Below are 13,142 nucleotides of genomic sequence, written 5' to 3'. Positions count from 1 at the left end.
GCACTCAGGCCATCGCGCGGCACATCGCCGCGCAGGCCTCGCACGCGAGCGCGCAGCGGCGGCAATGCTCGTGCGCATGCCGCGAGCACTCGGCCGCGCACAGGTCGCACGCATGCGCGCACAGCGCGCAAATGCGCGGTGCGAGCCCGCTGCGGCGCGCCATCGCGCCCGATGCGAAGCGGCACAGCTGCGCGCACTCGATGTCGAGCGCAATGCACGCGGCCAGCGCATGCACGTCGCGCTCCGCAAGACAGGATGCCGCACAGGTGTCGCACGCGTGCGCGCAGGCGTCGCACGCGGCCATGCAGTTGTCGTATCGATCGTTCATCGCAATGCTCCCGGTTTCGGTTCGTGTCGTCGTCATGGCGTCAGCTTGACCTTCATCCAGCCCGGCTCGCGCACGTCGAACGCGCGATACGCATCGATCGCGTTCGTCAGCGGCTCGCTGCGCGTGAGCACCGACAGCGGGTCGAACGCGCCGCTGCGCACCAGCTCCACGAGCGGCGGCGTCACCGTCCGGTGATTGCAGTTGCCCATCTTGATCGTCAGGTTGCGGTTCATCGCGTCGCCGATCGGAAACACGCGCGCGGCCGGCGGATACACGCCGATCACCGAGATCGTGCCGGCCTTCGCGACCGCACGCACCGCCCATTGCAGCACCTGCGACGGCCCGTCGCCCGGCACCCAGTTGCGACCGTCCGGCTTGCGGTGCGGCGCGATCGCGTCGACTTCCGCATCGAACGCGCGCGCGGCGTCGCGATCGGCTGCGGCCGGCCCGTGCGTCGCGCGCATCGCGTCGACGCCCACCGCGTCGATCACGCGATCGACGCCGATCCCACCGGTGAGCCGCAGGATCGTATCGACCGGATCGTCCTCGGAAAAATCGACGATCTCGGCGCCCTGCCCGCACGCCATCTCGAGCCGCGACGCGATCCGGTCGATCGCGATCACGCGCCCGGCGCCCATGAGCTTCGCGCTCGCGATCGCGAACTGCCCGACCGGCCCCGCGCCGAACACGGCGACGGTATCGCCCGGCTTCACTTCCGCGAGCTGCGCGCCGAAATAGCCGGTCGGGAAAATGTCCGACATCAGGATCGCGCGATCGTCGTCGATCGCGTCGGGCAGGCGAATCAGGCTCGCATGCGCAAGCGGCGTGCGCGCATATTCGGCCTGTAGCCCGTCGACCGGGCCCGTTTCCGCCGGCCCGCCGAAGAACGAAGTGCCCGCGCGCGGCCCGCCCGGGTTCGCGACGTCGCATTGCGCGGTGTAGCCCGCGCGGCAGTAGGCGCAGCTGCCGCACGCGATCGTCGACGGAATCAGCACGCGATCGCCGCGCCGCAGGTTGCGCACGTCGCGCCCGACCGCCTCGACGATGCCGACGCCCTCGTGGCCGAGGATCGTGCCCGGCTTCATGCCGCCCAGCGTGCCGCGCACCATGTGCAGATCGGTGCCGCAGATCGCGCTGGCGGTCAGGCGCACGACCGCGTCGGTCGCCGCGGAGACTTCCGGATCGGGCACCGTGTCGATGCGAATGTCGCCGATGCCGTGAAATACGACTGCTTTCATGTCAGGCCCTCCTTGTCGAAAGCGGAAACGGTGAATGAGACCGTCGAGCGAATCGAGCAAGGCGTGCGCCTGTGCGGCGCGCCGTGAGGCACGGACAGGAAGCGCTGCGTTTTCGAGGAGGAATCGAGCCGGCGCGTCAGTCCGTCGCCGGGCCGCTGCCGATGCCGCCGTCGCGCGCGTTCGAGATCGCTTCGACGAGCTTCAGTTCGTCGTCGATCGACAGCGTCGTGTCGACCACGTCACCGCCCAGCGGCCCGAGCGCCGCGCTCAACGCGTAGATGTCGACCTGCGTCGCGGCCAGCCCGAGCGAGACGGTGCCGGGGCGCGCCTTGCGCGCGACGCGATCGGTCAGCGCATCGTCGACCGGCCGCTCGCGCCATGCGTCGAGCGACGATTCGATGTGCGCAACGACGCTGTCGAGCAGCGATCCGGATGCCACGCGGCCCGGATCGACTGCATGCGTGCGCAACTGTCCGTCGGTCGAGCACTCGACGATCACGATCCCCGCGAGCGCGACGACGTGCCGGTCGCGCAGCGTGCCGAGTTCGGCCAGCGCGCGACGCGCCGCATCAAGATCCGGGTAGGACAACACGATCAGCGTGTTCATCAGCGACTCCATGCAATCCGAACGGGCGCGCTCAATGCGGCGGCCTGAACGCGGCTTTCAGGCTCGCGACGATCATCTGCATCGCGATCGCCGCGAGAATCATCCCCATCAGGCGCTGCGTGACAGCCGTCACGCGCGGCGACAGGTAGTGGCCGATCAGCGGCGCCGACAGCAGCGACACGGCCAGCAGCACGAGAAACGCGGCCAGCCCGAGCGCGAACGCGAGTTCCTGCCCGGTCGAGACCGCGCCGTGTCCGAGCACGATCATCGTCGCGATCGTGCCGGGGCCGACCAGCAACGGGATCGTCAGCGGGTAGATCGCGACGCTTTCGGCGGCTGCCGGATCGGCGCCTTCGTCGCTGCCCGGCGCATGCTGGCGGCTCGGCGCGCCATGCAGCATCGACAGCGCGATCAGCAGCACCAGCAGCCCGCCCGCGAGGCGGAAATCGTCGATCGTCAGGCCGAACGCGCGCAGGATCGCGCCGCCCGCGACGGCCGACACGATGCAGCCGACCGTCACGCCGATCGCGGCCGTCAGCGCGACCTTGCGGCGCACGCCGTCCGCCGCGCCTTCGGTCAGCGACAGGAACACCGGGATGTTCGCGATCGGGTTCATGATCGCGAACAGCGCGGCGAATACCTTGATGGAAAAAGTCAGGTCGAAGGCCACAGGGTCGCTCCCGTCTCGCGCGGCACGTGACACGCCCACGCCGGTTCGTTTTCGATGCGCGGCGCACGCCATGCTGATACGATCCACGCACCACGTTCATCCACGACGGAGGGCCCCGCTCGATGCAAGCCACCGACACTTTCATGGGTCACGAAATTCGCGTCGACGCGACGCGCAACGCGAACGGCGCATGGGTCGCGCAGGTGCGGATCTTCCGCGACGGCGCGCCCGTCGACCTGCCCGCGCCCGAACTCGTCACGCCCGAATGGCTGACGTGCGACGAGGCGCTGCGCGGCGGCATCGACCAGGGGCGCGTGATGATCAAGACGCGCGACCGGTAACGCCACCCGGTTCATCGGCGCACGGGCGACCGGCGTCGCGCGATGCACGTCACGCATCGAAATCGAGGTCGCCGATCAGGATCTCGCGATCGCGCTGGGTCCGTGTGCTGAAATCGACCGGCAGCTCCATCTGCCAGCGCTCGATCGTGACCGGCAGCGCCGCGAGATAGCGATCGAAGCGGCTGGGATCGGGCTCGGCCAGCAGGCCGGCGATCGCGTCGTCGCGCCACGCGAGCCGCACGTTCAACCGGTTCGGCAAGCCGACCGTCGACGTGAGGCCGATCACGTCGATGCAGGTCGGGCTGCCCTGCCCGTCGTGCGGCACGACGTCGACCTTCACTTCGCCGGGCTGGTACAGGCCACGCAGGCGCGTCGCGATGCGCGGCGCGAACTCGGTTTCGAAACGGGCGCGGACGTCGGGGTTCATCTTGCCTCCATCAAGGGTTCGGCAGGTGTCGTCTTGCTGCTTTCATGCGGGCGTCATCTGCCGCTCGAGCGCCGCTTCGGCCTTCAGGTTGTCGAGATCGCGAGCGATCGTCACGACCGCGAGCCGCGTGTTGCCGCGCCAGTACGCGATCGAGCAGTCGTGCGCGCCGAGGTCGCCCTCGATCTCGACGCGCTCCCATTGCTCCGCATGCCCGACATAGCGGAGCGTCAGGTCGTAATGCTGGCTCCAGAAAAACGGCACCGCGTCGAACGGCCGCTGCTGGCCGAGCAGGTTGCGCGCCGCGACGATCCCCTGCCGCTCGGCGACGACCCAGTGCTCGACGCGAATCCGCTGGCCCGTCAGCGGATCGGGCCAGCGCGCGATATCGCCGGCCGCATAGATGCCGGGCGCACTCGTCTGCAGGAAGCGGTCGACCGTCACGCCGCGTTCGACCGCGAGCCCGGCGTCCTGCGCAAGTTCGACGTTCGGATGCACGCCGATACCCACCAGCACGACGTCGGCCGGCAGCACGTCGCCGCTCGACAGCGTCACGCTGTCCGGCCCGATCCGCGCGGGCGTCGCGCCGAGATGGAACACCACGCCGTGCGCTTCGTGCAGCGCCTTGATCGTGTCGCCGAGCGCATCGCCGAGCACGCGGCCCATCGGATGCGGATCGGGCGCGACGACGTGCACGTCGAGCCCGCGCGTGCGCAACGCAGCGGCCGCTTCGAGCCCGATGAAGCTCGCGCCGACCACCACGCAGCGGCGCGCGGTTTTCAGCTTCGCGATCAGCACATCGCAATCGGCGCGAGAGCGCAACGTACACACGTGCGGCAGATCGGCGCCGGGCACGTTCAGCTTGTTCGGCTCGGCGCCGGTCGCGAGCAGCAGCGCGCCGTAGTCGACCCGGCCGCCGTCGGCCAGCTCGACCGACCGCTGCGCGGGATCGATGCGCGTGACCCGCGTATTGCAGCGCACGTCGATCCGCTGCTCGGCATAGAACGACGGCGCGCGCAGCGGCAGCCAGTCGGCTTGCGCCGTGCCCGCGAGGTAATCCTTCGACAGATTCGGCCGGTCGTACGGCGGATCGGCATCGGCGCTCAGCAGCGTGATCGCGTGCGGATAGCCTTCCTGCCGCAGCGTCACGGCCGCCGCGATCGCAGCGGCGCCGCCTCCGACGATCACGACCGACGCGGGCAGCCCGGTTGCCTTCAGCGCGGGCGGCACGGCGGCCGGCCGCGCATCGACGACGACCGCGCGGCCGTCGCGCCGCTCGACGCGCCAGCACGGCAGCCCGTCGAGCGCCGGCGCGCGCTCCATCTCACCGGTGCGCAGGCAGAACGCCGCGTGATGCCACGGACAGCGAATCGTGTCGCCGACCAGCAGGCCCTCGGCCAGCGGGCCGCCATAGTGCGGGCATTGCGCGCCCACCGCGAACAGCTCGTCGCCGCGACGCACGAGCAGCACCGCCGCGTCGCCGACATGGCCCTCGATCATCGCGCCGTCGGCGAGATCGTCGAGCGCGACCCCCTGCGTGAGGTCGGGGCGTGAGGACGCATCGCTTCCAGTCATGACGTGGCTCCCGAAAAGTCAGGTAACGATCCCATTATCGACATCCCTCCTGAAAAGAACAGGTACAGACGCCCCGCAGCGCACGCAAACCCGGACTGTAGCTTGTACGCGATCCATGACCGGCGTAGAACGTGATCAACGTTGCGGCGCAACACGGCGGCCGCCTGCGAGGCGCACGACGCGACCCGCGCAAGCCGCGTGCCGCCTTCACCCGTCAAAGGAGCACTACCCGATGGCCACCGTCCTGTGCGTGCTCTACCCCGATCCCGTCGACGGCTATCCGCCGCGCTACGTGCGCGACGCGATCCCGGTCGTCACGCACTACGCGGACGGCCAGACCGCGCCGACACCGGCCGGCCCGCTTGGCTTCCGGCCCGGCGAGCTCGTCGGCTCGGTGTCCGGCGCGCTCGGCTTGCGCGGCTATATGGAAGCGCACGGCCACACGCTGATCGTCACGAGCGACAAGGACGGCCCCGACTCCGAATTCGAGCGCCGGCTGCCCGAAGCGGACGTGGTGATTTCGCAGCCGTTCTGGCCCGCGTACCTGAGCGCGGAACGCATCGCCCGCGCGCCGAAGCTCAGGCTCGCGCTGACGGCCGGCATCGGCTCCGATCACGTCGATCTGGACGCCGCCGCACGCGCGCGCATCACGGTTGCCGAAGTCACCGGCTCGAACAGCATCAGCGTCGCCGAGCACGTGGTGATGACGACGCTCGCGCTGGTGCGCAACTATCTGCCGTCGCATGCGGTCGCGCAGCAGGGCGGCTGGAACATCGCCGACTGCGTGTCGCGCAGCTACGACGTCGAAGGGATGCATTTCGGCACGGTCGGCGCGGGTCGCATCGGTCTCGCCGTGCTGCGCCGGCTGCAGCCGTTCGGCCTGCAACTGCACTACACGCAGCGCCACCGGCTCGATGCATCGATCGAGCAGGCGCTCGCGCTCACATATCACGCCGATGTGGCGTCGCTCGCGAGCGCCGTCGATATCGTCAACCTGCAGATTCCGCTGTACCCGTCGACCGAGCACCTGTTCGACGCGGCGATGATCGCGCGGATGAAGCGCGGCGCGTACCTGATCAACACCGCGCGCGCGAAGCTGGTCGACCGCGACGCGGTCGTGAATGCGCTCACGTCCGGCCATCTCGCCGGCTATGGCGGCGACGTGTGGTTTCCGCAGCCGGCGCCGGCCGATCACCCGTGGCGCACGATGCCGTTCAACGGGATGACGCCGCACATCTCCGGCACGTCGTTGTCCGCGCAGGCGCGCTATGCGGCCGGCACGCTGGAAATCCTGCAATGCTGGTTCGACGGCAAGCCGATCCGCAACGAATACCTGATCGTCGACGGCGGCACGCTCGCCGGCACGGGCGCGCAATCGTACCGGCTGACGTGACGCCGCGCGCCGCGTTCGGCCGCGCGGTCAGTCGAGGCAGGATGCGGCGAGCTTGCCGACGGTGACGACCGCGCGCTCGATCTCCGGCGACCACGGGCTGCTGTAGTTCAGGCGGATGAAATTCCGGTAGCTGTCCGCGATCGAGAACATGTAGCCCGGCCCGATCGTGATCCCCTGCTCCAGCGCGAGCTGATACAGCCGCATCGCATCGACCTGCACCGGCAGCTCGATCCACAGCACGTAGCCGCCCGCCGGGCTCGAAATGCGCGTGCCTTCCGGAAAGAACCGCGACACCATCGCGCGCATCAGGTTCGCCTGCTGTGCATAGGCCTTGCGAATCCGCCGCAGGTGATGCTCGTAGCCGTCGCGTTCGAGAAACTCCGCGATCGCCAGTTGCGGCAACGACGGCGTCGCCAGCGTATTCAGGAACTTCAGCTTCTCGACCTGTTCGCGGTAGCGGCCCGGCAGCGCCCAGCCGATCCGGTACGCGGCCGTCAGGCTCTTCGAGAACGACGCGCAATGCAGCACGATGCCTTGGCGGTCGAACGATTTCAGCGTGCTCGGATGCATGTTGCCGAAATACAGTTCGTTGTACACGCCGTTCTCGATGATCGGCATCCCGGACTTGGTTGCGAACTCAACCAGTTCGCGCTTGCGCTCGTCCGGCATCTGGAAACCCAGCGGGTTCTGGAAGTTCGGCATCACCATGCACGCGGCGATCGGCTGCGATTTCGCGATCGCGGCCAGCGCAGCGATGTCGATTCCGTATTCCGGATGCGTGGCCACCTCGATCGCCTTCATCCCCATCCGTTCGATCGCGTGCAGCATCGCGTAGAACGTCGGCGATTCCACCGCGATCGTGTCCCCCGGCTTCGCGACCGCCTGCAGGCACAGGTTGATCGCCTCCGTCGCGCCGACCGTCACGATGATCTCGTTCGGGTCCACCGACATCCCGTTTTCCAGGTAGCGGCGCGCGATCTGCCGGATCAGCCGCGGATGGCCCGGCGGCAGCCCGTCGGTCACGCCCCACAGCGACTTGTCGCGGCCGGCCGCGTACGCGTAGCGGTTCAGCTTCTCGAACGGAAACAGGCTCGGGTCCGGATACGGCGAGCCGAGCGGCACCGCGTCGTCCGTGCCGATCGAGCGCAGCGTCGACAGCACGAGCCGGCTCACGTCCACCGACGACGAGATCGCGATCGGCTTCGACGGCCGCAGCTCGCGCACCGGCGCGTGGCTGTCGTCGCGCCGCAGGTTCACGAAATAGCCCGACTGCGGCCGGCTTTCGAGCAGCCCGCGGCTTTCCAGCAGCAGATACGCATGCAGCACCGTCGTGATGCTGATCCGGTGCTGCTGGCTCGCCTGCCGCACCGACGGCACACGGTCGCCGTGTCGATATACCCCTTGCCGAATGAGTCGCTCTACGTCGTTCGCAAATTTCTCGTAGAGCTTCATCCGCCTCGCCCCGCGAGCGATGAACCGGCCTGCGCCGCATGGGCGGCGCGGCCGCGCCGACGCACGAAGCCGGATAGCCGTCGCCGGGTGCGGGTGTCCCGGTTCGAACCTCGTCCGTTACCGAAATTGAAGGCGGATAGCAATGCGAATCTCATCAAGACAAGGTTCGGCATCCTACTGCGTCATTTCGGCGAATGTAAGTGACAGTTTGGCGGGGAAACGTCAAATCCGGCCGGCGTGGTGAACAGATGCGAACGCGGCGAAGCGATCGCGCGGCAGCCGTTCGCCGGGCGCGTGTCGTGACGTATTGCGGACGGCGGAGGACCGGCGGGCAGCGCAGCCCGGCCACGCGCTAGCCCGCTCGCCCTCACGCGTCGTCGACGTTGTCCGCGTAGTGGTCGATCGCGACCTTGCACTCGTCGAACACCACCGTCAGCAGCGCGACGTCGTTCGACTCGAGCCACTTGCGGATCTGCAGGAACTGGCTCGTGCCGAGATCGGCGAGGCGGCCCGGATCGTCGGTCGTCACGTCGACGCTCGCGATCGCGCGGTTGCCGGGCAGCGGCGACAGCGTCGCCGCGATGTCGAAGCGGCGGTACGATTGATCGATGCGCATGCGGTTCTCCCGGCTCGGTTCGAAAAGGGGTGGGCTCAGTCGAGCGTCTGGCGAAACACCTTGCCGCCGAATCCCGTCACGACGTTGTCGACCGAGAACGGCGTGTCCTCCTTCGCTTCGAGAATGACCGCGACGCTGCCGGGCACGAGCCGCGCCGCGACCGTCTCGACGAACGTGCCGTCGAGCAGCGCGTTGCCGGCCGCCTGCGCGAGAATGCCGGCGCCCGCGCCGGCCGCCATGCCGGTCACCACGCCGAGCGGCCCGGCGAGCAGGCCGAGCAAGCCGCCCGCGATCGCGCCGATCACCCCGCCCTTGAACGGCCGCGATTCGGCGTCGAGCACCGCGAGCTTGCCGTTCGCGTCCTTCTCGACGACGACGCCGTTCTCGATGTGGAATCCTTCGTTCTTCTCCGACAGCGCGTCGAAATCGTTCGCAGCCTGACGAGCCGTCTCGACGCTGCCGAACACGGCGACGATCAATTGCCTGGTCATGCGACACCTCGCTTGATTGAATGGTGGGGGAACCGCCGCACCGCGCACGACGCGCCGGGGTTCGCTTCGAATGCCGCCCGGGCCGCGTTACTTGCGAGCATGCACGTCGTCCTCGACATCGTCGACGTCCGCCGGAAAGCGATGCTGGCCGAAGCTCAGGATCAGCACGCCGACCGCGAGCAGCACGATCCCGAAGGTCGTCATCAGCATGCGCTCGGGGCTGTCGGTCGCGCCGCGCAGGATCAGGTCGCGCGCGAGCGACGTCATCGCGATGAACAGCGGAAACCGCACCGGCAACCGGCCGAGCCGCAGGTAGCGCAGGTCCATCGCGAGCACTTCCAGATACAGGAACATCAACAGCAGGTCGGTCAGCGACACTTCGCCCGCGAGCACGACCTTCCACGCTTCCTGCGTCATCGCGAACGCAGTCGCCAGCCCGATCACGACCAGCCCGGCCAGCTCGGCCGCGTGAAGGAAATGGCCGAAGCGGCGACGGATGCGCTCGGCGGCCGTATCGGCGGATGCAGTGGACGTATTCAAGGTGTGAGCCGGTGTAGTGTCGTGGGCGCGGCGATCGATGCTCCGTCGCCGCAACGAGGGGTCTCGGGCAACGGAAAGCCCGCGACGGGCGAACGGGAACCCGTTGCGCACGCCTCTGCTCCGCTCGCGCCGGTCGCCTGCGCGACCGCGGACAGCGTGCGCCGGCAACACGCGTAAAACGCGACGCCGGCCTCGGTGCAGACGACATCGTCGCCCGCGCGCTCCAGCAACAACCGGCAGCCGAGATAGCGTTCGAGGCCGTCGAGCCGCGCGCCGACCTGCGCGACGTCGAGCTTCAGATCGGACGCCGCGCCGGACAGCCCGCCGTGCTCGACGATTGCACCGAAAATACGCATCGCTTCCAAAAGGTTCATCATGATGGCCGTCGTCGAGCGGAGCGAACCTAATCTACTGCACGCGACACGCACGCTCAAGAGCACAGCGCCGCGCGCGCCAGGAGTACAGCTGCGCGGGCGCCGCACAAAATCCGGCCCGGTTTGACCCATTCGAATGACAGATCGTCGATACGTGTTCCAAAGACCCGCCGAAGCTGCTAGATTGCATGCTCGACGACGTTACGCGGTGCGGGCAGCCCCACGCGCCGGGCGAACGCGCGGCCACCCCGTCCGCCTCCCCGTCGCGCCGGGAGCCGGCCGCCGCCGCTGCGGCCCGTTGCGCGATGCCCGCGCAACGTCCTTCATCCGCATGTCACAAAGCACAGAGAACCGTCGCATGACACAGTTCAACCGTTCGCCTTCGCGCGCCGCGGCTGCCGCGGCCCGTCCGTCCCGACATGACTGACCGGCAGGCCGCGATGCAGACCACTCCTCCCCCGCTCTCCCAGGCCGTTCACAGCACGATCACGCGCAGCGCGATCTTTCTCGTGGCGACGATCAATCCGGGCGCCGATCACGCCGACACGATCCGTTCGTGGTGCGGCGACATCGCCGCGCTGGTGCGCTCGGTCGGCAAGCGCGTGCCGGGCGGCAATCTCACCTGCGTGTGCGGCTTCGGCTCCGACGCATGGGATGCGCTGTTCGGCGAGCCGCGCCCCGCGTCGCTGCATCCGTTCCGGGAATTCGGCGCCGGCCAGCGCGTCGCGGTCGCGACGCCCGGCGACATCCTGCTGCACATCCGCGCCGAAGCGATGGACCTGTGCTTCGAACTCGCGACGCAACTGCTCGGCGCGCTCGGCGACGCGGTCACGGTCGTCGACGAGGTGCACGGCTTCCGCAATTTCGACCAGCGCGCGATGATCGGCTTCGTCGACGGCACCGAGAACCCGGAAGGCCGCGAGGCGGTCGACTTCACGGTGATCGGCGACGAAGACGCCGAATTCGCGGGCGGCAGCTACGTGCTCGTGCAGAAGTACCTGCACGACATGGCCGGCTGGAACGCGCTCGCGGTCGAGACGCAGGAGCGCATCATCGGCCGGACCAAGTTGTCCGACATCGAACTCCCGCCGGACGTGAAGCCGTCGTGCTCGCACAGCTCGCTGACCACGCTCGACGAGGACGGCCAGGAAGTGAAGATCCTGCGCGACAACATGCCATTCGGGCGCCCGGGCGCCGGCGAATTCGGCACTTATTTCATCGGCTATGCGCGCTCGCCGGCGCCGATCGAGCAGATGCTCGAGAACATGTTCGTCGGCCGGCCGCCCGGCAACTACGACCGCCTGCTGGACTACAGCCGCGCGGTCACCGGCTCGCTGTTCTTCGTGCCGTCGGCCGACCTGCTCGAAGCGCTCGCCGACCGCCCGGCGCCGCCCGCCGAAGCCATCCAAACGGAATCCACGCCGTCCGCGCCTTCCGCCCCGCGTCGCGACGGCTCGCTGAACATCGGCTCGCTGAAAGGAACCCCGACCTATGAATAACCTGCACCGCGAACTCGCTCCGATCTCGTCGTCCGCCTGGGAACAAATCGAGGAGGAAGTGGCGCGCACCTTCAAGCGCTCAGTGGCCGGCCGCCGCGTCGTCGACGTCGACGGCCCCGAGGGCCCCGAACTGTCGGCCGTCGGCACCGGGCACCTGCTCGACGTCGCCGCGCCGCGCGAGCACGTGAACGCACGGTTGCGCGAAGTACGCACCATCGTCGAGCTGACGGTGCCGTTCGAGCTGAGCCGCGACGCGATCGACAGCGTCGAGCGCGGCGCGCGCGACGCCGACTGGCAGCTGGCGAAGGAAGCCGCGCAGCGGCTCGCATTCGCCGAAGACAACGCAATCTTCGACGGCTACCCGGCAGCCGGCATCGTCGGCATCCGCGAAGGCACGTCGAACCGCCGGCTCACGCTGCCGGCGGACGTCGGCGCATACCCGGACGCGATCAGCGACGCGCTCGAAGCGCTGCGCCTCGCCGGCGTCGACGGCCCGTACTCGGTCGTGCTCGGTTCGGACGCGTACACCGCGCTCAGCGAAGCGCGCGACCAGGGCTATCCGGTCCTCGGCCATATCAAACGCATCGTCAGCGGCGAGATCATCTGGGCGCCGGCGATCAGCGGCGGCTGCGTGCTGTCCACGCGCGGCGGCGACTACGAGCTGCACCTCGGGGAAGACGTGTCGATCGGCTACACGAGCCACACCGACAAGAGCGTTCGCCTGTACCTGCGCGAGACCTTCACGTTCCTGATGCTGACGAGCGAAGCATCGGTGGCCGTGGCTCCGCAGGGCAACGCGGCCGCCTGAGCGCGGTTGCCCGCGCGCGATGCCCGGCCGGGCGTCGCGCGCGACGGCCGCACCGCCGGCCGCAGGCTCGTCGCCGATCCAGCCCATCTTGCATGGAGGATGTCATGAGCGAATCGAATGACGCATTACAGGCGCTGCAGGCGTCCGTCGCTTCCTTGAAGCAGACGGTCGACGCGAACGCAGGCAGCCAGGCCGGCGACACCGCCGTGCTGTTTACCGTCGTGTCGCTGATGCTGGCCGAACTGCCGCCCGACACGCGCAACCTGATCGAGGATTCGTTCTCCGTCTGGGCCAATGGTCTGCCGAATGCGGCACTCTCGTCCGACGTGAAGCAAATCGCCCGGCAACGGCTCGCGATGAACCTGTCGGACTGATCGCGGTTCGCGACGGTTGCGCGATGTCCGGCGCATCCCGTGCAACCCGTCCTCGCCTTCGCCGGCCCCCCACCACGCATCGGCTGCGGTGCGTGCGGAGCCGGCCGTAACCGCCGCGCGCCCGCACCGCGCGTCGCACGCCGTCTTGCGTCCAGCCCCGCGTCCCGTCTCCCCGGTTCGGCGGCTGCCGGCGCCCTGCGCGCCGATGCCGCACCGCGCGCCGTTCGCGCGCCGCCCCTTCCCGTTCCCTTCCACCGCAGGCCGCATGCGCCGCGCACGCCCGCGCCGCGGCGCGCTTGCCCCTCTGTACTCCTTGTCGCCGGATCGCGCGCGCATGTGAGGGTGCAATTCACGGCCGGCCCGGCATGGAACTGTGTCTTGGATGGCCCGTGCCGATTCGCTATTTTGAACG

16 protein-coding genes are annotated in these 13,142 nt (G+C 68.9%); 5 read left to right on the top strand and 11 right to left on the bottom strand.

Going from position 1 to position 13,142, the window contains the following annotated elements:
- Positions 1–4: 4 nt before the first annotated feature.
- The 4 genes from H0X91_RS10150 to H0X91_RS10135 all read right to left on the bottom strand — a co-directional run bounded on the left by H0X91_RS10150 (position 5) and on the right by H0X91_RS10135 (position 2,843).
- Positions 5–328, bottom strand: a complete 324-nt coding sequence (locus tag H0X91_RS10150) for a four-helix bundle copper-binding protein (RefSeq protein WP_006498383.1) — start codon at positions 326–328, stop codon at positions 5–7.
- Positions 329–360: 32 nt separating this feature from the next.
- Entirely contained in the window at positions 361–1,566 is a 1,206-nt protein-coding gene (locus H0X91_RS10145) for a zinc-dependent alcohol dehydrogenase (protein ID WP_034203647.1), read from the bottom strand.
- 136 nt (positions 1,567–1,702) lie between these two features.
- The gene (locus tag H0X91_RS10140) at positions 1,703–2,173 is read right to left on the bottom strand and encodes a membrane protein (protein ID WP_034203648.1); all 471 of its coding nucleotides are present in this window, start codon (positions 2,171–2,173) and stop codon (positions 1,703–1,705) included.
- Between the two features lie 31 nt (positions 2,174–2,204).
- Complete coding sequence (locus H0X91_RS10135) at positions 2,205–2,843, bottom strand: MarC family protein (protein ID WP_196432997.1); 639 nt, start codon at positions 2,841–2,843, stop codon at positions 2,205–2,207.
- 122 nt (positions 2,844–2,965) lie between these two features.
- On the opposite strand from H0X91_RS10135, the gene H0X91_RS10130 reads away from it, so the two are divergent.
- Positions 2,966–3,184 (top strand): DUF6566 family protein, encoded by a 219-nt coding sequence (locus H0X91_RS10130; protein ID WP_043205930.1) that lies wholly within the window; start codon positions 2,966–2,968, stop codon positions 3,182–3,184.
- 49 nt (positions 3,185–3,233) lie between these two features.
- Here H0X91_RS10130 and H0X91_RS10125 read toward each other — a convergent pair whose 3' ends face one another.
- Entirely contained in the window at positions 3,234–3,611 is a 378-nt protein-coding gene (locus H0X91_RS10125) for a DUF5594 family protein (protein ID WP_059722845.1), read from the bottom strand.
- Between the two features lie 42 nt (positions 3,612–3,653).
- The gene (locus tag H0X91_RS10120) at positions 3,654–5,183 is read right to left on the bottom strand and encodes an FAD-dependent oxidoreductase (protein ID WP_059722844.1); all 1,530 of its coding nucleotides are present in this window, start codon (positions 5,181–5,183) and stop codon (positions 3,654–3,656) included.
- Between the two features lie 232 nt (positions 5,184–5,415).
- Here H0X91_RS10120 and H0X91_RS10115 point away from each other — a divergent pair, with 232 nt between their 5' ends.
- A complete protein-coding gene (locus tag H0X91_RS10115; protein ID WP_196432996.1) occupies positions 5,416–6,576 on the top strand; it encodes an NAD-dependent formate dehydrogenase in 1,161 nt (386 codons plus the stop codon).
- Between the two features lie 27 nt (positions 6,577–6,603).
- Here the strand turns inward: H0X91_RS10115 and H0X91_RS10110 are convergent, their stop codons facing one another.
- The 5 genes from H0X91_RS10110 to H0X91_RS10090 form a co-directional block, all read right to left on the bottom strand.
- Complete coding sequence (locus tag H0X91_RS10110; protein WP_043205931.1) at positions 6,604–8,028, bottom strand: aminotransferase-like domain-containing protein; 1,425 nt, start codon at positions 8,026–8,028, stop codon at positions 6,604–6,606.
- 367 nt (positions 8,029–8,395) lie between these two features.
- Positions 8,396–8,644 carry a hypothetical protein gene (locus tag H0X91_RS10105; RefSeq protein WP_006498393.1) on the bottom strand — a complete coding sequence of 83 codons (249 nt, stop codon included), beginning with the start codon at positions 8,642–8,644 and terminating at the stop codon, positions 8,396–8,398.
- A 35-nt stretch (positions 8,645–8,679) separates the two neighbouring features.
- A complete protein-coding gene (locus tag H0X91_RS10100; protein ID WP_060264101.1) occupies positions 8,680–9,135 on the bottom strand; it encodes a DUF1269 domain-containing protein in 456 nt (151 codons plus the stop codon).
- Between the two features lie 87 nt (positions 9,136–9,222).
- Positions 9,223–9,675: a phosphate-starvation-inducible protein PsiE gene (locus H0X91_RS10095; protein WP_006498395.1), complete on the bottom strand. Its 453-nt coding sequence runs from the start codon at positions 9,673–9,675 to the stop codon at positions 9,223–9,225.
- On the bottom strand, positions 9,672–10,049 hold the full coding sequence (locus H0X91_RS10090) for a LysR family transcriptional regulator (protein WP_034204043.1): 378 nt from the start codon (positions 10,047–10,049) through the stop codon (positions 9,672–9,674). Before H0X91_RS10090 ends, H0X91_RS10095 begins: the two co-directional genes overlap by 4 nt.
- A 419-nt stretch (positions 10,050–10,468) precedes the next feature.
- Between H0X91_RS10090 and H0X91_RS10085 the strand changes: the two genes are divergently transcribed.
- The 3 genes from H0X91_RS10085 (at position 10,469) to H0X91_RS10075 (ending at position 12,730) form a co-directional block, all read left to right on the top strand.
- Positions 10,469–11,548 (top strand): Dyp-type peroxidase, encoded by a 1,080-nt coding sequence (locus tag H0X91_RS10085; RefSeq protein WP_006498397.1) that lies wholly within the window; start codon positions 10,469–10,471, stop codon positions 11,546–11,548.
- On the top strand, positions 11,541–12,356 hold the full coding sequence (locus tag H0X91_RS10080) for a family 1 encapsulin nanocompartment shell protein (RefSeq protein WP_196432995.1): 816 nt from the start codon (positions 11,541–11,543) through the stop codon (positions 12,354–12,356). The genes H0X91_RS10085 and H0X91_RS10080 overlap by 8 nt, the downstream gene beginning before the upstream one ends.
- 104 nt (positions 12,357–12,460) lie before the next feature.
- Positions 12,461–12,730 carry a hypothetical protein gene (locus H0X91_RS10075; protein ID WP_006498399.1) on the top strand — a complete coding sequence of 90 codons (270 nt, stop codon included), beginning with the start codon at positions 12,461–12,463 and terminating at the stop codon, positions 12,728–12,730.
- Positions 12,731–13,142: the final 412 nt, after the last annotated feature.

The organism is Burkholderia sp. 9777_1386 (assembly GCF_015712265.1).
Classification (GTDB): domain Bacteria; phylum Pseudomonadota; class Gammaproteobacteria; order Burkholderiales; family Burkholderiaceae; genus Burkholderia; species Burkholderia cenocepacia.
Note: the sequence above shows the minus strand (reverse complement) of the source record. Positions and strands in the feature narration are given on the sequence as shown.

What these genes read in the sequence shown, in the direction of transcription:
- H0X91_RS10105 (WP_006498393.1), bottom strand. Translation starts at nt 8,644, where the DNA reads ATGCGCATCGATCAATCGTACCGCCGCTTCGACATCGCGGCGACGCTG.
- H0X91_RS10075 (WP_006498399.1), top strand. Translation starts at nt 12,461, where the DNA reads ATGAGCGAATCGAATGACGCATTACAGGCGCTGCAGGCGTCCGTCGCT.
- H0X91_RS10140 (WP_034203648.1), bottom strand. Translation starts at nt 2,173, where the DNA reads ATGAACACGCTGATCGTGTTGTCCTACCCGGATCTTGATGCGGCGCGT.
- H0X91_RS10125 (WP_059722845.1), bottom strand. Translation starts at nt 3,611, where the DNA reads ATGAACCCCGACGTCCGCGCCCGTTTCGAAACCGAGTTCGCGCCGCGC.
- H0X91_RS10150 (WP_006498383.1), bottom strand. Translation starts at nt 328, where the DNA reads ATGAACGATCGATACGACAACTGCATGGCCGCGTGCGACGCCTGCGCG.
- H0X91_RS10145 (WP_034203647.1), bottom strand. Translation starts at nt 1,566, where the DNA reads ATGAAAGCAGTCGTATTTCACGGCATCGGCGACATTCGCATCGACACG.
- H0X91_RS10080 (WP_196432995.1), top strand. Translation starts at nt 11,541, where the DNA reads ATGAATAACCTGCACCGCGAACTCGCTCCGATCTCGTCGTCCGCCTGG.
- H0X91_RS10090 (WP_034204043.1), bottom strand. Translation starts at nt 10,049, where the DNA reads ATGAACCTTTTGGAAGCGATGCGTATTTTCGGTGCAATCGTCGAGCAC.
- H0X91_RS10100 (WP_060264101.1), bottom strand. Translation starts at nt 9,135, where the DNA reads ATGACCAGGCAATTGATCGTCGCCGTGTTCGGCAGCGTCGAGACGGCT.
- H0X91_RS10130 (WP_043205930.1), top strand. Translation starts at nt 2,966, where the DNA reads ATGCAAGCCACCGACACTTTCATGGGTCACGAAATTCGCGTCGACGCG.
- H0X91_RS10120 (WP_059722844.1), bottom strand. Translation starts at nt 5,183, where the DNA reads ATGACTGGAAGCGATGCGTCCTCACGCCCCGACCTCACGCAGGGGGTC.
- H0X91_RS10110 (WP_043205931.1), bottom strand. Translation starts at nt 8,028, where the DNA reads ATGAAGCTCTACGAGAAATTTGCGAACGACGTAGAGCGACTCATTCGG.
- H0X91_RS10115 (WP_196432996.1), top strand. Translation starts at nt 5,416, where the DNA reads ATGGCCACCGTCCTGTGCGTGCTCTACCCCGATCCCGTCGACGGCTAT.
- H0X91_RS10085 (WP_006498397.1), top strand. Translation starts at nt 10,469, where the DNA reads ATGACTGACCGGCAGGCCGCGATGCAGACCACTCCTCCCCCGCTCTCC.